Annotated in this window: 18 protein-coding genes and 2 pseudogenes; 10 read left to right on the plus strand and 10 right to left on the minus strand. The window is 56.7% G+C overall.

Annotated features, from left to right (window positions below; translation table 11 throughout):
• Nucleotides 1-252 precede the first annotated feature (252 nt).
• Complete coding sequence (locus tag ACPOL_RS20325; protein ID WP_114208670.1) at nt 253-1,200, plus strand: LysR family transcriptional regulator; 948 nt, start codon at nt 253-255, stop codon at nt 1,198-1,200.
• Nucleotides 1,201-1,211: 11 nt separating this feature from the next.
• Here the strand turns inward: ACPOL_RS20325 and ACPOL_RS33210 are convergent, their stop codons facing one another.
• Nucleotides 1,212-1,415, minus strand: coding sequence for a hypothetical protein (locus tag ACPOL_RS33210; protein ID WP_150133075.1), 204 nt, complete (start codon nt 1,413-1,415; stop codon nt 1,212-1,214).
• A gap of 543 nt (nt 1,416-1,958) precedes the next feature.
• On the opposite strand from ACPOL_RS33210, the gene ACPOL_RS20330 reads away from it, so the two are divergent.
• The 5 genes from ACPOL_RS20330 to ACPOL_RS20350 are packed head-to-tail and all read left to right on the plus strand — an operon-like array spanning nt 1,959 to nt 7,416.
• Complete coding sequence (locus ACPOL_RS20330) at nt 1,959-3,047, plus strand: alpha/beta hydrolase (RefSeq protein ID WP_201758913.1); 1,089 nt, start codon at nt 1,959-1,961, stop codon at nt 3,045-3,047.
• A complete protein-coding gene (locus tag ACPOL_RS20335; protein ID WP_114208671.1) occupies nt 3,044-3,622 on the plus strand; it encodes a carboxymuconolactone decarboxylase family protein in 579 nt (192 codons plus the stop codon). The genes ACPOL_RS20330 and ACPOL_RS20335 overlap by 4 nt, the downstream gene beginning before the upstream one ends.
• A 12-nt stretch (nt 3,623-3,634) precedes the next feature.
• The gene (locus ACPOL_RS20340; RefSeq protein WP_114208672.1) at nt 3,635-4,249 is read left to right on the plus strand and encodes a (2Fe-2S)-binding protein; all 615 of its coding nucleotides are present in this window, start codon (nt 3,635-3,637) and stop codon (nt 4,247-4,249) included.
• The gene (locus ACPOL_RS20345) at nt 4,250-5,260 is read left to right on the plus strand and encodes an FAD binding domain-containing protein (protein ID WP_114208673.1); all 1,011 of its coding nucleotides are present in this window, start codon (nt 4,250-4,252) and stop codon (nt 5,258-5,260) included. It begins immediately after the preceding gene.
• Nucleotides 5,257-7,416: a xanthine dehydrogenase family protein molybdopterin-binding subunit gene (locus tag ACPOL_RS20350; protein WP_114208674.1), complete on the plus strand. Its 2,160-nt coding sequence runs from the start codon at nt 5,257-5,259 to the stop codon at nt 7,414-7,416. The genes ACPOL_RS20345 and ACPOL_RS20350 overlap by 4 nt, the downstream gene beginning before the upstream one ends.
• A 193-nt stretch (nt 7,417-7,609) precedes the next feature.
• Here ACPOL_RS20350 and ACPOL_RS35880 read toward each other — a convergent pair.
• The 5 genes and pseudogenes from ACPOL_RS35880 to ACPOL_RS20370 all read right to left on the minus strand — a co-directional run.
• A pseudogene (locus ACPOL_RS35880) lies at nt 7,610-7,723 on the minus strand (SDR family oxidoreductase); the annotation flags it as partial.
• A 126-nt stretch (nt 7,724-7,849) separates the two neighbouring features.
• On the minus strand, nt 7,850-8,152 hold the full coding sequence (locus tag ACPOL_RS36425; RefSeq protein ID WP_114208676.1) for an EthD family reductase: 303 nt from the start codon (nt 8,150-8,152) through the stop codon (nt 7,850-7,852).
• A 223-nt stretch (nt 8,153-8,375) separates the two neighbouring features.
• Nucleotides 8,376-9,269 (minus strand): helix-turn-helix domain-containing protein, encoded by an 894-nt coding sequence (locus ACPOL_RS20365; protein WP_161557466.1) that lies wholly within the window; start codon nt 9,267-9,269, stop codon nt 8,376-8,378.
• A 233-nt stretch (nt 9,270-9,502) separates the two neighbouring features.
• Nucleotides 9,503-9,751: pseudogene (locus tag ACPOL_RS36430) on the minus strand (hypothetical protein); the annotation flags it as partial.
• A gap of 111 nt (nt 9,752-9,862) precedes the next feature.
• A complete protein-coding gene (locus ACPOL_RS20370; protein ID WP_114208678.1) occupies nt 9,863-10,255 on the minus strand; it encodes a winged helix-turn-helix transcriptional regulator in 393 nt (130 codons plus the stop codon).
• Nucleotides 10,256-10,351: 96 nt separating this feature from the next.
• On the opposite strand from ACPOL_RS20370, the gene ACPOL_RS20375 reads away from it, so the two are divergent.
• From ACPOL_RS20375 to ACPOL_RS20385, 3 genes are all read left to right on the plus strand, one after another.
• A complete protein-coding gene (locus tag ACPOL_RS20375) occupies nt 10,352-11,206 on the plus strand; it encodes an SDR family oxidoreductase (RefSeq protein ID WP_150133076.1) in 855 nt (284 codons plus the stop codon).
• A 38-nt stretch (nt 11,207-11,244) separates the two neighbouring features.
• Complete coding sequence (locus tag ACPOL_RS20380; protein ID WP_114208680.1) at nt 11,245-11,937, plus strand: DsbA family protein; 693 nt, start codon at nt 11,245-11,247, stop codon at nt 11,935-11,937.
• Nucleotides 11,938-12,091: 154 nt separating this feature from the next.
• A complete protein-coding gene (locus ACPOL_RS20385; RefSeq protein WP_114208681.1) occupies nt 12,092-12,565 on the plus strand; it encodes a nuclear transport factor 2 family protein in 474 nt (157 codons plus the stop codon).
• Nucleotides 12,566-12,809: 244 nt separating this feature from the next.
• Here the strand turns inward: ACPOL_RS20385 and ACPOL_RS20390 are convergent, their stop codons facing one another.
• The 3 genes from ACPOL_RS20390 to ACPOL_RS20400 form a co-directional block, all read right to left on the minus strand.
• On the minus strand, nt 12,810-14,339 hold the full coding sequence (locus tag ACPOL_RS20390) for a sensor histidine kinase (protein WP_161557467.1): 1,530 nt from the start codon (nt 14,337-14,339) through the stop codon (nt 12,810-12,812).
• A 250-nt stretch (nt 14,340-14,589) separates the two neighbouring features.
• Entirely contained in the window at nt 14,590-15,027 is a 438-nt protein-coding gene (locus tag ACPOL_RS20395) for a nuclear transport factor 2 family protein (protein ID WP_161557468.1), read from the minus strand.
• A 214-nt stretch (nt 15,028-15,241) separates the two neighbouring features.
• A complete protein-coding gene (locus tag ACPOL_RS20400; protein WP_114208684.1) occupies nt 15,242-15,994 on the minus strand; it encodes an SDR family NAD(P)-dependent oxidoreductase in 753 nt (250 codons plus the stop codon).
• 104 nt (nt 15,995-16,098) lie between these two features.
• On the opposite strand from ACPOL_RS20400, the gene ACPOL_RS20405 reads away from it, so the two are divergent.
• Nucleotides 16,099-16,692, plus strand: a complete 594-nt coding sequence (locus tag ACPOL_RS20405; RefSeq protein ID WP_114208685.1) for a TetR/AcrR family transcriptional regulator — start codon at nt 16,099-16,101, stop codon at nt 16,690-16,692.
• Nucleotides 16,693-16,834: 142 nt separating this feature from the next.
• Here the strand turns inward: ACPOL_RS20405 and ACPOL_RS20410 are convergent, their stop codons facing one another.
• Nucleotides 16,835-17,365, minus strand: coding sequence for a MarR family winged helix-turn-helix transcriptional regulator (locus ACPOL_RS20410; RefSeq protein ID WP_114208686.1), 531 nt, complete (start codon nt 17,363-17,365; stop codon nt 16,835-16,837).
• Nucleotides 17,366-17,391: the final 26 nt, after the last annotated feature.

Consider the following 17,391-nt stretch of genomic DNA (forward strand, 5'->3'; position numbering starts at 1 on the left):
GGCTCCCTTGCGCTCGCGCCGATTACATTCACGATTGCGTGACGGTAGGCTTGTGTCCAATTCACAATTGGATACCAGTTATTCACAAAAAGAATAAGAGTGGTGAACAACCCGGCATCCCGAACGGCATCACGCGATGTCCAATCACCAACGGCACCTTGCGGACGACGCTCGTCTGACTTGAGGCGGCCCCGGCCCCGAAGTCCAGTCGCGTCCTAACCGCTCTACGTTGAGCAGTATGGAGGGCGGCGTATGACGCACAACGAAACGAAGTTCATGGACTCGGCCATAGCGCTAGCCGAAACGCTGCATTTCACAAAGGCAGCAAAGAGACTGCGAATCAGCCAGCCGCAGTTGACCAAGAACATACAGGAATTGGAAGATATGCTCGGGTTCAGGATTTTTGACCGAGATCGGAAGACTGTTGCTCTCAACGACGCGGGACGGGCCTACGTTGAAAAGTCTAAGCTCTCCATCATGTACGCAGAGAGGGCCTTCCAGGCAGCCCGTGACGCAATGCGGGACGCAGATACCGTTTTATTTGTTGGGCGGTCTCCATATACAGATCCGTTCTTGGTGTCTACACTGCAATCGGTCCAGCTTCCGCTCTACTCCCGCCTGAAGCTAGAACTCACCAGTCAGTTCTCTTTTATGCTTATTGACGAGGTCCTCGACGGCTCTCTCGACTTGGCAATCGCAACCCAGCCTCCAGAATCGTCCCTGCTCACGACAGTTAAGATTGCTGAATCGCCGTTCTACATCGCAATGTCAAAGGACGACAAGCTGGCGGCCTTCCCCTCCGTCACGCTTGAATCCCTTTCGGACCATTGCTGGATCTTGTTCGAGCGGAGATTGCACCCACCGGTTTATGACGAAATAACGCACCTTGCGAAGCTGAAAGGCGCACTCCCAAAGAAGATTCGGCACATTACAGCACCGGAGGAGGCTTTCCCTTTCTTGGCCGATGGAGAATGTGTCGCATTTGTCGTAAAGGCCGGCGCCCTGCTGTTGTCACGAAACGGCGTGACAGTTCGACCTCTCTCGGCACCGGAGCTAACCCTCAGAACGTATCTAGTTTCTCGCGAAGACAATGAATCGAAGCTCCTAAGCGAGTTCGTTCGCGCCTTCATGCGTAGGCTTTCCGTGCCGAAGAAGGATGTGCAACGCTCATTGCCGCTAGGGGTGAGACGCTCCGCGTAGCGCTAAGGCTATTATCCTTCGCCGGCTTCATCAATCTCGGCTATCTCAATCTCTATAGGTCCAGACCAATGGCAGCGCGGACACTCGACGATTCCGGTAGTGACCGTTCTGAGATCAATCTCAGAAAGATTGGTAATGCAGGCGCACCTCGGACAGATGTGAACGCTCTCCCAGTGCTTCTTATCAATCTGCCCGTCGTTCGATGTATTAGTCATAGGATTCTGAACTCTTCAACGCGAGCGGTTTGCAGACCTGTGTATCCCATCTCGGCGTTGGTGGCCCAGTCTTATAGGTCCGCCTTCAGTGGTTAGAGGATGTGATCTGGAGGGGAGAAGATCCACACCTATCGGACGCGGCGCATCAAGCATGGGCACCCAGCGCGCGTAACAGCTTATGTGTGAGATGCCACGGAATACCTTATTCCGAGCCCAAAGCTGCTGAATAGAGATCCTGAGCTTGCGATAAGCAATGTTCCGCTACTCAGAACGCGTGATCAACCGTTAGATGTTCTGTGAGGCCGTACTCGGGATTGGAAAACGCAGTTTTGGGATGAAAACAAAGCAAACTCGGGATACGTAACAATAAATAGTCCGCATCAGAACCTTTTATTGGTCGAGCCAGACGAAGAGGATGCCTCTAAATTTGCCGACGATAGTAACGGGGTTGCTCTCTAACATATGTGAGGCTTCCTTCCTTTGCAGCCGTTTTCAATAGTTAAGGCGCGGGCTTGTTTGATTTCATCGCCTACTGGAGGGGCCATGATGCGAGGCACAGATACCATTCCGATGGTCGCACCGCCACCGGGCAAGTCAATCGTCGAGGCCGCCGGCCAGGCAGTTTGGGAGACAAGACAGCCGAGAACCTCACGTCGCGGAGAATTTTGGCTCCCAGGCGATCGAGTGACAATCAAAGGCAAGACCTACCAACGTGGGCCTATGTTTGTGGCATGGGAAGCTCCCGCATCCGTAAGTCAGCCTTATCCGATCGTGCTGATACACGGTGGAGCTTTACAGGGAACAGAATGGCTAGACACCCCAGACGGTCGCCCAGGCTGGGCGCAACGGTTGGTGGAAGCAGGCTACGCTGTCTTCGTTGTGGACCGTGTGGGTCACGGACGCTCGCCCTACAACCCTGACCTGCTTGGACCCATGAGTCCGCAGTTTCCCTACGAAGAAGGTGAAGAGGTCTTCTTCTCTGCCAAGGTGAAAGAAGAGCACACGCAGTGGCCCTTCGATCCGCATGACGCTGCCGCGCTGGATGCTTACATTGCCCCGTTTGGCCCGCTGCCCGCCGACATCGCCTCCTGGCAAGCGATGGATGCTGACCGGTTAGCCGATTTGCTGGATCGCATCGGACCATCCATCCTGATGACACACTCAGCCTCGGGTTCTGATGGGTGGCTTACTGCCGACCGACGTTCGGATTTGGTCGTCGCGATCGTTGCAGTAGAGCCGATGGGACCGGCATTTGCAGACACACCTAACATTGGGGCGCTTTCGTGGGGACTCACATCAGCACCGATAACCTATGAACCGCGACGAAGCAGCCCTGAGGAAGTCCGAGCGGCAGACCCATCCTCATTGCGGATTCCTGCGCTCGTTGGCAAACCGGTCGCTGTTGTCAGTGGTGAAGTCTCAGTGCAATCGAAATACGCACCGGAGATCGTCAAGTTTCTGTGTAACGCGGGTGCCTCAGCTGAACTCATCCATCTTCCGGACCACAATATCCACGGGAACGGGCATGGACTCATTTACGAGAAGAATTCAGATGAAGCACTTCGGCCAGTCTTGAGTTGGCTACAGCAGCATGTTGCTGGGTCCCCTTCCGAAGACAAGGAGAAGCGATGAGACTGAACCCGATTCCGCCGGTCGAATTTAGCCCGGAACAGCGCGCGTTATTCGAGCAAATCCAAGACATCACCCAAGGCAGGGACCGCGGATTCACGATGGCGCGTGAGGATGGCGCGATGCTGGGACCTTACAACGCCATGCTGCACTTCCCAATGTATGGAAGCCCGGTGTGGGCAGTAAATACTGCGCTTAGTAAGCACACCACACTCCCAAAAGCAGTTCACGAGATTGCCATTCTCGTAACGGGCTCGCGGTTCAGTGCCCGATATGAAATCTACGCTCATGAATTCACAGCGGCTAAAGCTGGACTGTCGCTCTCGCAAGTTTCGGCATTAGCGGCCGGGTCTCGCCCCGCGACTCTTTCTGAGGAAGAGGGGATAGCATTTGACGTGGCGATTGCCCTCTCTCGCGGCGCACAGCTTCCCGAGTCCACATACCAGGCTGCCTCGACGGCCTTTGGCAAGGACGGTACTGCTGAACTCATCTACCTCGTGGGTTTCTACTGCATGATCTCGGTGTTGCTGAATGGCTTTGATGTTCCTGTGCCGGGGCGTGACAGCGACGGCCAGTGAAGGGAGTAGTCAATGTCAGAATTCGAGATAAACCGCCGAGAGCTACTGGCCGGACTTCTCTCCGTTGGGAGCGCTATGATCGTGCCTTCAGGTCGAGCAATACCACCTTTGCCGGATGACGCTGAGCGTCCTGCGAAAGTTACCGAGCAAGGAATTGGCAACGTGGATTTGACGCTTGAGATCAACGGCGAACAGCACCGAGTCAATCAGCTTGCGGTGAACACGACTCTGCTGGACTGTCTGCGCGATCACTTACACCTTACAGGAAGTAAAAAGGGCTGCGGCTTGGGCCACTGCGGCGCGTGTACGGTTACTGTCGACGGCAGACGGATCACGTCATGTCTTGCACTCGCAGTCATGCAACAAGGAAAGCAGATCACTACGATTGAAGGACTCGCACATGGAGACGAACTGCATCCAGTCCAAGCGGCCTTTGTAAAGCAAGACGGTTTTCAATGTGGCTATTGCACACCCGGACAGATCATGAGCGCAGTTGCCTGTATCCAGGAAGGCCACACCAGCAGCGACGATGAGATTCGTGAATGGATGAGTGGAAACATCTGCCGGTGCGGTGCGTACCCGAACATCGTCGCAGCCGTGCGCGAAGTGGCTCAGAGGAGCGCTTAGATGGTTCCCTTTACCTTCGCGCGGTCAAGCAGTGTCGCTTCTGCTGTGCAAACGGGCGCACTCCATGTTTCCAGTCAGTCTGAGGAACCCGGTACTGCATTCTTTGCTGGAGGGACCGACATGGTCCAACTCATGCGGGAACAGGTTCTCAACCCGCGCCATGTCGTGGATGTTACCGCACTACCCGCCATTAGTGACATCGTTGCAGGACCTGCAGGCGCCACGCTTGGCGCCCTTGTCCGCATGAGTGATGCGGCGGAACATCCAGGCGTCCGCGAGCATTATCCTGTAATTGCAGAGGCCCTCCTCGCCAGCGCGTCGCCCCAAGTGAGGAACTTGGCGACCTTAGGCGGCAACCTGCTCCAGCGAACGCGCTGCGGCTACTTCCGGGATGTAGCGTCGCCCTGCAATAAGCGCCAGCCCGGCAGCGGTTGCCCCGCAATCAACGGGCAAAACCGATTACATGCCGTCCTTGGTACAAGCGAGCATTGCATTGCGACATATGCCGGGGACTTGGCCAATGCACTCCTAGTTCTTGATGCGAAGATACGCATCGCAGGCTCACGCGGTGAGCGCCAGATTGCCCTGCGAGACCTGCACAAGCAGCCGCACGATACGCCTCATGTCGAGACGCAACTAGCGCCAGGGGAACTCATCCTCGCGATAGAAATTCCTTCGAGCGCCGCTGCTCGCAAATCGCATTACTTGAAAGTCCGTGATCGAGCAACCTTCGAGTGGTCTATCGCCTCCGTGGCGGTTGCACTCGATCTTGACTCTTTCGGCGCAGTGCGCGATGTGCGACTCGCTGTAGGCGGCGTAGCGACAACACCGTGGAGACTTCCTGAGGTCGAGAAAGCCCTCCATGGTCACGTGCTCGACTCCGGGTTATGCCGACATGCAGCGGAACTTGCCACACGAAACGCCGTGTCCCACGGGCAGAACGTCTACAAGATCAAATTGATCCAGCGAGCGATCGTTCGCGCGTTGGAAGAAACAGGCGGTCTTGCATGAGTAGCTTGGTCGGATCTCCCATAAGCCGGGTTGATGGACCGGCCAAAGTAACGGGCCGGGCAACCTATGCTGCTGAGTTTCACCCTGACGGTCTCACATACGCAGCCATAGTCGAAAGCAGCATTTCTGCGGGAAGCATATCGCACATCGACTCGACACTAGCGGAACGGGCTCCCGGCGTACTGATGGTACTCACCTTCCTGAATGCGCCGAAACTACCTTACGGTCCCTACAAGCAGCGGCCAGCCGTAGAGCCGGTATCAGGCGAGGCGCTTCGAGTCTTGCAGGACGCAGAAATCAAGTTCTCTGGCCAGCCCATTGGCGTTGTCGTCGCCCAAACACAAACGCAGGCCGAGTACGCGGCTTCGTTGGTGCGCGTGCGTTATGTGCCAGCTAAGTCTCTGACGCACTTCGATAGCGACCGCAGCGTACCTACATCCGAAGCAGCGGCGAAAAAGGGACGGGGACCGGAAGCCCGGCAAGGTGGCGATGCCGATGAAGCGTTCCATCAGGCTGCTGTCAAGATCGATGCGCATTACGTTCAGCCGCGCGAGCACCACAACGCGATGGAGCCGCACGCGACAGTCGCTGAGTGGAAAGACGGTCAACTTACGATTTGGGACAAGACTCAATGGGTCGACAATGTTCGTGAAGAAATGGTGCGCATCTTTGGCATCTCGGCAGACTCAGTGCGCGTTATCAACCCGTTTGTGGGAGGGGCGTTTGGATCGAGCCTAAGAACGTGGCCACACGTCACGCTTGCGGTGATGGCGTCGCGTCAAGTCGGTAGACCCGTGCGTCTGGAATTGACGAGGCGGCAGCTCTACTACTCGACTGGTTTCCGGCCGCACACAGAGCAGCGTGTTGCGCTGGGAGCGCAACATGAAGGGCACCTGCAGGCGCACATCCAGGAAGCCATTGGACAGACCTCCACGTATGAGGAGTTTGCTGAAGCAACGCTTGACGCGCCGGCCGTAACCTATGCCTGCGAAAATCGACGGACGAGCTACCGTCTCGTTCCCATGAACACGAATACACCGTGCCCGATGCGCGGTCCCGGACACGCGACGGGCCTGTTCGCCCAGGAAGTCGCCATGGACGAGTTGGCCGCTCTGCTGAAGCTCGATCCCATCCAGCTTCGTCTGCGAAACTTCGCTGAGCGATCTCCCAAGAAGGACCTTCCCTGGTCCAGTAACGCCCTACAGGACTGCTATCGTATAGGCGCTGAGCGGTTTGGTTGGGAGCGCCGGACGCCTGAGCCGAGGTCCATGCGGGCTGGTCGTCAGTTGGTCGGTTTGGGCATGGCCACAGCCGTCAACACAGCCCCACGTTATCCCGCGAGCGCCTCAGCTACGCTTCTCGCTGATGGCACTGTCGTTGTCCGTAGTGCGACCAGCGATATGGGGCCTGGCACGTACACCGCCATGACTCAGGTCGCCGCCGACACACTTGGCCTTCCTCTCCCTCGTGTTCGCTTCGAACTCGGTGACTCCACGTTTCCGAAGGCCGAAGAGCATGGTGGCTCCACCACGACGGCAAGTATCGGACCAGCGGTACGGGAGGCTTGCGTAGCCCTCCTTGCGAAGATCAGCAACATGTTGGGCTTATCTGCCCTTTTTGCACCGGACTTGCAAGACAAGATTAAGTTGGCAGGCTTTAGCCAGATCGAAGCGCACTCTGACAGTAAGCCTGGAGAGGAAAAAAATCGCTATGCGATGTACTCATTTGGAGCCATCTTTGCAGAGGTTCACGTCGACCCCGACTTTGGGACCGTGCGAGTAACCCGCATCTCTGGCGCCTATGATGCCGGGCGAATCGTCAATCCAAAACTGGCCCGCAGTCAATGCATCGGCGGGATGATCGGAGGCCTAGGCATGGCGCTGCTCGAGGGCGCCGAATGGGATACACGTCTCGGGAGGGTGGCAAATGCGAATCTTGCTGAATACCTGGTGCCGGTATGCGCGGACATCGGTGAGCTAGACGTAGTCTTTGTTCCGGGGGAAGATAAGCTGCTGAGCCCGCTCGGCGTTAAAGGCCTCGCGGAACTCGGACTCTGTGGTGTGGCGCCGGCCATCGCTAACGCTGTATGGCACGCGACAGGTGTTCGAGTTCGCGAACTGCCGATCACACCAGATAAATTGATTGTCTACTTATAACCCCGACAAGAGATTACCTGTGATGAATGATGACAAACCTGAGGATCTGAGCAACAGCTTCTCATCTCGGACCGGTTGAATTGTCAATCATTGACGGCCCGTCGATCGGTCCGACCCGTCCCAGTAATCTTTAGACCTTCCGTTTCAGAGCTGGAGCCTTCACGATCGACATTCGAGCGCATCATCGCACACCTCATCGAGCCGTATAGCCACCATCGACTGCAAGAGCCGCACCCTTAACAAAGCTTGCCTCATCTGAAAGTAGCCACTTCACAGCATGACCAATCTCTTCCGGTTTCCAAATGGTCCGATCGAATGCCGCCCCAAGGCAGTTTCGAAGAAGCTCTTGAAGTTACGGTCTGAGCGGAGGCCCTCAAGCATGGGAGTCATGACTGCGATTACTCCACACTTTCAACCATTGTTCGCCAAACGCCTAGGACAAAGGAACCGCTCGTGTTTGCGTAGGAGTGACGTCGGTGAAATGCTTCACATCAGCCATCACTTGCGGGGTTCCCTCGGACTCAAACGATGCTTTGATCGCAGCATCATCCCGGAATTTACATTCGCAAATTGCGATGGTCCCTTTCCCTAAATCCTCTGGGTACAAGACGCTTAAACTTTCAAGGCCATGCTGCTTCCAGCACTGCATTACCAGAGGCAAATGATGATTCCTGTAGTAGCCTCGGTCAAAACGGGTTGATTCATCGCCCGAGTACGTGATGTATACGACAGCCATATTACATCTCCTTGAGGGTTAGATAGTAAGTAGCAGATGACGCCGGGGTGGCCGCAACAACAATGAGTCGCAACTCGCATGCCGGAGCTGCTAAACAACAACGGCAGGGGGCATTGTTGGGCAGTGACGAAGCTTACAGCCACCCTACAGATTTTGGATGCAAATGAAAATCCGCCTTAGTCCCAAGCTTGCTGCAGTTTGCTCCGATAATTGCTTCCTCAGGCTAGATCAGATGTTGCGTTCGGAATTCCGTTGGGCTGCACTTGTACTCGTTCGCAAATGCGGCGGCAAAGTGGCCGTGGTGCATGTAGCCGCAACTAACGCCGATCTCGCCGATGGACATTCCTGTTTCCTTCAGGAGATTTCTTGCAAGCTGCATTCGCAGCCGCGTCAGATAACGGTGAGGAGTGATGCCGAGCTTCTCCTTGAAGAGGCGTGAGAAGTGGAATGAACTGATACCCGCTTCAGCCGCGAGTCGACCTGATGTCAACTCGTCTGTGCGGTGTTGTTGCATGTACTCCATAACCCGCAGCAATCGCCGGTCAGTTAGGTCATGTCCTGCGCTTCTGGATAGCCTCTGCTCAGGCTGTTGATTCATCTTTGAAAGCAAATAGGTTGCCAGAAAACGAGCGCCAGCATCTGCCAGCAGGTCGGGAGCTCCTTTGGCTATTTGCTGGCCAAGTGATCTAACAACATTCACTATGAGGGGATCTGTAAACGAAAGAGCATCAAGGGCGTTGCTGCTCGTCCTCTCGCCCGCTCGCCGATACTCTTCGCGTGATTCATCGAAGTAGTGGGCAGGAATGTAGAGACGCAAAATGATCGATTCAGCGTTGCTCTTAGAATGCCATCGCAAACGATTTGTGGTACCTGGGGCGGTTAGGCCTCCGCAACCCGGTCTATAGGAGGCTTTCTTCCAAGAGCCTGACGAGAAGCTCTCAATCTCGTATGCACCTTTCAGAACAACCACAACGAGCGCATCTGGAGAGGCGGCCGTTTCGTAGTGCTCGACCGTTCCGGGTTGCTCAAAAGTCTGCAGTAGTACCGAAGTCCACCCACACGCTTCGCTCGACAGCAGTTGTCGACCAGGGCGCAGTGCGCTCGCGCGGAGACTCATTCGAGAGAATCTTGGGAGTGTTTTCACGATGCCCAATCCTGTCATGCTATTTACATTGCGGTCGCTTGCGCTGCCGCGGTGGCGCCCCTGCAATGCTGAATGCAACTGCTGATTAACATAAATGATTAACGGAAGCGCAACGGAGTTCGCCAAGCCTGAGTGGCGAGTGCATGTCTCCTGATTGCGTACTGCCCCGGCTAATAGACGTTCCGGCCATGTCGCCATCGCAAGGTTCACATCTCCGTAAGCTCTTCGCGCGAAGCCCCATCTCTCGCTGAGAGTGACAGGCCATGTAGCACCATCGTGTAGTAGCCCGCCAGACTTGTCATAGGTACTTCTTTCCCGAGCTCCCCTCGACCCTGATCCTGTTTCAGATGCTTAGTGACGCTTTTGAGTGTCTCTTGGCGGAGAACGGCCAGATGTTCCTGTAGGGTCCTGTTTTCCGCCGTACAGTTGACAGCAGCCAGCACCAGCAGACAACCACCCGGAGCAGCTTGGACCGTAAAGCATCCACCGCGCCCTTATTCCCAAGCCCCTGGTCCACAGCCTGCAGCAGATTCTGACGCACTAACACTAAGGCACCTGATTGTTCGCTATCGGGATGTCGCCTCGCGATAATCGAGCACTCGCGAAACGTTGTTCTCCACCCATTGCGTGAGCGCCTGCACATGCGCTGCGAGCTCACGGCCAAGCGGTGTGAGGCTGTATTCGACCTTGGGCGGTTTGGTGGGATAGACCACACGCAGGACGAAGCCATCGGACTCAAGCGCCTGAAGCGAGTGGGCGAGCATGCGCTCACTTACGCCGCCGATCCGGCGTGTCAGTTCACTAAAACGATGAGTCCGCTCCAGCAGCATGACCAGGATCAAAGAACTCCAGCGTGTCGAGATGTGATCGAGAACGATGCGCGAAGGACAATCCGCCGCACACAGGTTGCCAGTTTGCTGCCGTCTCGGACGGCGAGCGGAATGAGCTTGCTTGAACATGTTAGCAGCTTACACTAATGTACGTACTTACATATAGTAAGCCTTTGCGATATGCTCCAACTTGTTGAGATATCTCTCAGCCAAGGAGTGGAGGACATGATCGCAGTAACAGGGGCAACAGGGCAGCTCGGAAAGCTTATCGTCGAACAATTGTTGGAGAAGGTACCAGCAGACCAGATCGTCGCCGTTGTGCGCGATCCGCAGAAGGCGCAGGCTCTTGCGGAAAAGGGAGTGCAAGTGCGGCAGGCGGGCTACTCCCAGCCTGAGAGTCTCGCTGCAGCCTTCAATGGTGTGGAAAAGGTACTGCTCGTCTCTTCGAGCGAGGTCGGCCATCGTGTGCCGCAGCACCAGGCAGTCACCGACGCAGCGCGCGCAGCTGGCGTAAAGCTGCTTGCTTACACCAGCATCCTCAACGCTGACACCTCAACGCTCCTCTTGGCGAAGGAACATCAGCCGACCGAGGCCTATATTCGTGCGTCCGGTGTGCCGTTCACCTTCCTTCGGAATGGTTGGTACACGGAGAACCACACGGGCTCGCTGGCGGCTGCGGTGGAACATGGCGCTGTTCTGGGTGCGGCCAAGGATGGCCGCTTCGCTACAGCAACGCGTGCGGACTACGCCGCCGCCGCCGTCGCTGTGCTGACCGGCAAAGGCCATGTGAACAAGGTGTACGAACTAGGCGGCGACGAACCCTACACTCTCTCGGAGCTTGCCGCCGAAGTAGCTCGGCAGACGAACAAGCCGGTGATCTACAAGGATCTGCCGCAGGAGGAGTATGCCAAGGCTCTGGCCGGCTTCGGCCTTCCGGAAGGACTGGCCAACGCCATTGCAGACGCGGATGCAGGAGCAAGCCGCGGAGAGCTCTTTACCAGTTCGCATGACCTCAGCAGGTTGATCGGCCGCGCCACGACACCCCTGCAGGAGTCCGTTGCCGCAGCGCTCTCGCGGTAAGTCTTCGCACAGATAAAAGCTTGACGATGGTGGAAACTATGACAGCAACACGCTTGCACTACATCTACGATCCGCTGTGCGGCTGGTGCTACGCCGTCGCACCTTTAGTAAAAGCCGCACGGGAGGTCGCGTCGATCGAGCTTCATGGCGGCGGCATGATGACCGGAGCACGCCGGCAGCAGATCACTCCGGCCTGGCGGGAGTATGTCGCTCCCCATGATCGTCAGATCACGCAGGCGACGGGGCAACAGTTCGGCCAGGCGTACCTGAACGGCCTGCTCACAGATCATACTGCGTGGCTCGACTCGGAGCCGCCCACCGCAGCTGTTCTGGCGGCGGAGCAGGTCCAAGAAGCTGGCCTGGATATGCTCGCACGCTTGTATGAGGCGCACTACGTCGAAGGACTGCGGATTGCCGACGCCGGTGTTTTGAGCGATCTTGCAGGTGAACTTGGATTGGACCGCGGTCCCTTTTTAGAGGCCCTGCAAAGCTTCCGTGGAGAAGCGGTGAACGCCCACTTTGCGGAAAGCCGCGATCTCCTGAGCGCTGTCGGCGCCAGAGGCTATCCAACGTTCGTCATCGAGCGCGAAGGTCACTTGGAACGGCTTGATCACACCCCCTTCCTTGGCAGACCGGAGGCCTGGCAGAGTGCCCTGAAGAGCCTGAAGCTCAGGCCGCCCGCGCCGTCGCAGCTTGAAGTCGGCTGCGGGCCCAACGGTTGTGCGATCTAGGCAGGGTCGTCTGGGTCCGCTTGTCCGTCTAGGAACAGCTCCGGCTGGGATGCAGCTGGAGTCTTCATCAACTCGAGAGGCGAACTGTCCTGCTCACAACCCCACAATCGTTTGGAGAAGTTTGTCCGGCGAGCCGCACCAAAGAGGAGCCATCATGAAAAAGTATCTGTCCGTGTTGCTGTTGTTCTGCACTGTTGCTGCTTGCCGGCTGGACCTGCAGGCGCAAGCCGTTCCCAAGAACGCCAACGAGCGTCTTGTTCTCGATTTCTACAATCTCGCCTTCAATGCACACAAACCTGCAGAGGCTGCGCAGCGCTACATCGGTGCCACGTACATTCAGCACAACCCGCTCGTGCCGAATGGAAGTGCACCCTTCGTGAATTACTTCGCAGCCTTCTTTCAGACCCATCCAACTGCAGCCTTGGACATGGTCAGGGTGATCTCTGAGGGAGATCTGGTCGTCGTGCATTCCAAGTTCACGACGGGTCCCCAAGATAGAGGACAAGCGATCATTGATATCTTCCGGGTAGCAGACGGGAAAATCGTTGAGCACTGGGATGTCATTCAGCCGATCCCCGAACAATCCGCGAACGGAAATACTATGTTTGCCGGAAATAACGCGCACTAGTCTCGTGTCGTTCTGTCTGACGAGGAGGTGGAGCAAGTCGCTTCACCTCCTGCTCAGCTCTCGTCATGGGCATAGCTGGCAGCGAAAGAAGCTGCTCAATCTGCCGAGCCAAATATCCTTGCTGTGGCGCTCGATGCCCAACGACCTATCCGAGTCAAAGGCTACAAGCTCGTGAGCTCTGCGTCATTTCGCCAGAAGATCTTTTCCTGGTCTCTGCTGAGCAGGCGGAGGTATGAGGTGGTTCTCAGCGAGTAGCGGCCTCATAGGGGAGGAAGAGTGTGAAGACTGTGCCAGACGAAGCCTCGGTGCGGCTTCGGACTCCCAGCCGACCACTGTGACGCTCGACGATCTCCTGACTGACCCAGAGACCGAGGCCAGTGCCTGCAATGCCCTTGGTGGTGAAGAAGGCTTCGAAGATGCGGCGGAGGTTCGGGCCGTCGATTCCGGATCCCGTGTCCGCAACCGTGAGAAGCAGACCGCTCCGGCCGGTACGCCAATCTGTCGATTCACGGGCGCGTAGGAGCATGCGTCCTCCTTTCGCACCCATGGCGTCGATGGCGTTGCCGACCAGATTATTCAGGACTTGGCGGATTTCACCCTCAAAGCAGAGAACCGGGCGAGTGATCTTAAGCCTGCGTTCGACAATGATGCCTGCGTTCGATAAGCGGTCCTGGCGAATGGAGAGGCAATCATCGAACAGCTCAGAGGCGAGGATCGCTCGCGGAGCTGATTGCTGCTTATGGAACCGAAGGGTCTGGCTGGTGATGTCGGCAACGCGGCGGAGTTCGCGCTCAGCGACGGCGAGATATTCACGAGCGTCCTGGTCGGGAGTAGCTTGGCGTGCGAGGTACAGGAGATTGGTAACGCATTCGAGAAGGTTGTTAATCTCGTGAGCAATCGATGAGGAGAGGCGGCCGACAGCCGCAAGCTTTTCGGTGCGGAGGAGAGTATCCATAGCGATGTGGCGCTCGGTGACGTCGAGAACTACGCCGACGAGGGTCGTGGGAAGACCGTTGGCGTTGAAGAGGATGCGGCCGCTGGCAACGATCCAGTGAAGAGAACCGTCGGGCCAAAAGACGCGGTATTCGGCGCGCTGGGGGACGCGCTCGCGGATAGCGGCCCCGAGGGCGGCCGTGACGGCGGCGCAGTCTTCAGGGTGGATGGCGTTTTGGAAGTCCTCAAAGGTGAATGGGTCATCGGGTTTCCGGCCGAAGTTGGCCTTGCAGCTGTCCGAGCACTGCAGATTGCCGGCGTCCAGGTCGCGCTCCCAGGTGCCGATGTGGGCGGTTTCGGCGGCGAGCCGGAGGCGTTCCTCGCTTTGCCGAAGAGCGATCAGCGCACGATCACGCTCAGCCATGGCGTCGCGAACCTGAAATTGGCGTTTGCGTGCGCGGATGGCGGATTCGACGGTGTTCACAAGAGTGCCAGGGCGGATGGGTCGCTCGAGGAGGCTGTGATAGCCGAGAGGAAGGCGTGTGCACTGACGTTCGATGCTCTCCTGCGTTTCGTTCTCGCCGGAGGTGAGCACGAGGACGGGGAGGTCGGACCAGGGCGGTTGGGACTGAAGGAGATGGGAAAGATGGGCGACGACACCGGGGCTGAGAGCCTCTTCGGCGATGATGAGGGCGCCCACGCGGTCGCGCTCGGCAGGGGTGAGGTTCTCAACGGAGGGAGGGAAGATGCAGGCCTGAAGGCCTGCGGTGGCGAGGGACTGTGTGATCAGCTCGACGTCGCCTCCGCTGGGTGTCAGAACCTGGACGGGGTGGTTATTCACTCGCGAGCCCTCCTTCATAACGGCGTTATGGCCGAGGATTTTGGAGACACCCGTCAGGACGCTGCGGAACCACGGTAAGGGTTTTCCCGCTTGGGTGCATCCCAGCCAAGTCTCTTCTCCCCTCCCTGCCTCCCCGCGAAGCCGAAAAAGAGGATAGCCAACTGACGACAATCCTCAATTTACGTACCCGAGCTCACAGAACGCATCGAGGATCTCATAGGTCTTGGACCGCCTCGTCACTGCATAATGGCTAGCCGATAGGCAGACCAGCTAGTTTGGCGTAGGTTACCGGATTGGCGTATTCGTACCCTTCCGCAATCTTGTCATCGCGGATCACGAATTTGAAAATGTATACGTTGTTATAGGCGGTGCCGTCCTGAGCGATGTAGTCGCCCCTTGATTCCACGAAGACATTGCTGCCGTCCGTGGTGACGAAATACTTGGGCTCGAGCATCTTGATCTGCCTGAAACGCTCTAAGACCTGACCCTGGTACTTAGTGACGGCTTCTTTGCCCTTATAGGTAAACCAGTTTTCCTGTTTCCCGGACGCAGCCAGGGGAAAGATGTATACCGCGTCGTCGCTAAACAGCGCCATGGTTGCGGCTAGATCATGACGTTCTTTGGCGGCAAAGAACGCCTTCACTAGGTCAAGCGCCGTGTTTGACTTCTCCTGCTCTTCATGGCTCATGTGCATTCTCTTTCTGGGACCCATAAGCATGTCACAGTGCGAAATAAGTGCTTGTCTCTGTGATGATGACTCACTTGCGAAAAGCTGCGAGCCCGGTATTGCAGTACAGCAAACTTATTTTGCAGGATGTATGGCTACCCATAGAATCTCCTGAGCGCCTGTCGTCACTCCACTCCTCAGGGATTAGTGAACACGCTTTGCAGATGAATAACTGCTAGATTTGAACCATCCCGCCATCGACAAAAAGTTCAGCGCCGTTCACATAGCTTGCATCTTCTGAGGCTAGAAATAGAACTGCTTTTGCAATCTCGTCCGGATTGCCGGGGCGACCGAGAGGGATGTCTTTAGACAGTTCCGACAAGAGTCGCTCGGCGTTTTCACGGCCACCTGTCGCTTTCTCGATCGAAGGAGTACGTACGGGTCCTGGGCTGACGACGTTTACGCGTATCCGCCGCTCCCTGAGTTCGTTCGCCCACGTGCGCGCGAAGCTCCTTACCGCCGCCTTGCTCGCGCTCAACACGCCGAAACCAGGGATCCCCTTGATCGTCCACATGGAAGCATTCAGAACAACGGCCGCTCCATCGGGCATTAACGGTAGAGCCTTCTGCATGCAGAAGAACACACCTTTGACATTAGCGGAGAACCCGGCTTCGAACTGACTTTCAGATACCTGTTCAATCTTGAGATGTTCAGCCGTACCGGCATTCGCGAACAGGATATCCAGCCGCCCCGCCTGCTTTCTGACCTCCGTGAACAGTCTGTCGAGATCCTCCAGCTTGGAGACATCGCCCTGGATGCCCACAGCTCCATGACCGATCTGCTCGATCGCCGCTGCGAGTTCTGGACTTCTTCGCCCTGTTACAAAGACCCTCGCGCCCTCCGCTGCGAGCAATTTGGCTGTCGCCAATCCAATGCCGCTTGTTCCGCCTGTAACCACCGCAATCTTGTTCTCAACTCGTCCCGACATACTTGGTCTCCTAAAGCCGATGATCTTCATCCATTTCCAACGCTCTGGTTGGATACTTCATGAGATTCCAACCGAACCGTTGGAGATTCAAATAGAATCACGCTATGGCTTGGGATACACAGGAAACGCGTCGTCGTCTTCAGCAATCGGCATGCGCAGAATTCACGGCACATGGTCCGGACGGTACGACCATGGCACGAATCGCAGCTCTCGCGGGAATCAACAAGGAGCGGCTCTACAACTATTTCGGGGACAAACGACGACTTTTTGAAACGGTGCTGATCGAAGAGCTCGAAAAGCTCGCTGTCTCCTTGGGAGCGAACGCTCCCGGCCTGGAGGATGTCGGGGAATATACGGGCTGCATCTTCGACTATCATGCCGAGCATCCTCAGCTGGTCCGGCTCTTGCTTTGGGAGGGTCTGGCCGGGGGTCCAGCCGTAAACGAGGCCGCCCGCACGGCTCACTATCAGCGCACGGTTGCGATGTTTGCCGAAGCACAACGTGACGGCACACTGAATGACGATCTTGATCCAGCAAAGCTGGTCTTTCTACTGATCGGACTGGCTGCGTGGTGGTTTGCCGTACCCCAGTTGTCGCGCATGGTCACAGGCTCGGATGGCAGTGCTTCACGGGAGCGAAGCCGACGTAGGGCCTGTGTTGTGAGCGCCGCCCAGCATCTGGCCTCCCCACACCCGTAAGGAGCGACTGCCATCGCCGGAAAGATGGCGTCCCGGAAATACGCCGGTTCGTCAACTGTCTCTTCTCCAACATCGGGAAGGTAACTCAATAGCGTTGCTCCCGAGGATGCGAATTGAAAGATTTATGCCGGCTTCCGTCACATCATAGAGTTCGGGCCTTTGTCGCTCGACGGGATTTCAGGCCGGGCAGTTCTGGATGAACACCGGGCTGAAGCCCCTGTCCGGTAGCGATCTTTCGAAGAAGTTGCGTCAGTTCTCGACGTTCCAGTGGATTAAGAGCAGCGCAGATGCGATCTCCATGCGCTTCCGTGAGAGCGATCAGCTCTGACGTCATCCTCTGACCCTTGTTGGTCAGCAGAAGCGTATAGGAACGTCGGTCAGACGCGTTGTGACCGCGTCGCACAAGGCCTTTCTGTTCGAGTTCGTCGATCAGCCTGACCAGATTGCTAGGAAACATTCCGAGAGTATCCCCTAACTCGCGCTGAGTCAGCCTATTCGTTCTGAAGATCGCCTTGAGCACGCCTACATGGGCGAGCCGAAGGCCGAGAGGAACAACCCGCTTTCCAAAGGAAATCTGCGAGTGTGATCCAACCTGTGCAATGAGAAACGCGAGATCGCCTGGGGAGCCACTGTCCTGATCCGGTAATGGAGCCGCCAGCTTGTTCTTGGTCATAGCTATATGTTATAACGATTATCTCA

The organism is Acidisarcina polymorpha, assembly GCF_003330725.1.
In the GTDB taxonomy this organism is placed as follows: Bacteria; Acidobacteriota; Terriglobia; order Terriglobales; family Acidobacteriaceae; genus Acidisarcina; species Acidisarcina polymorpha.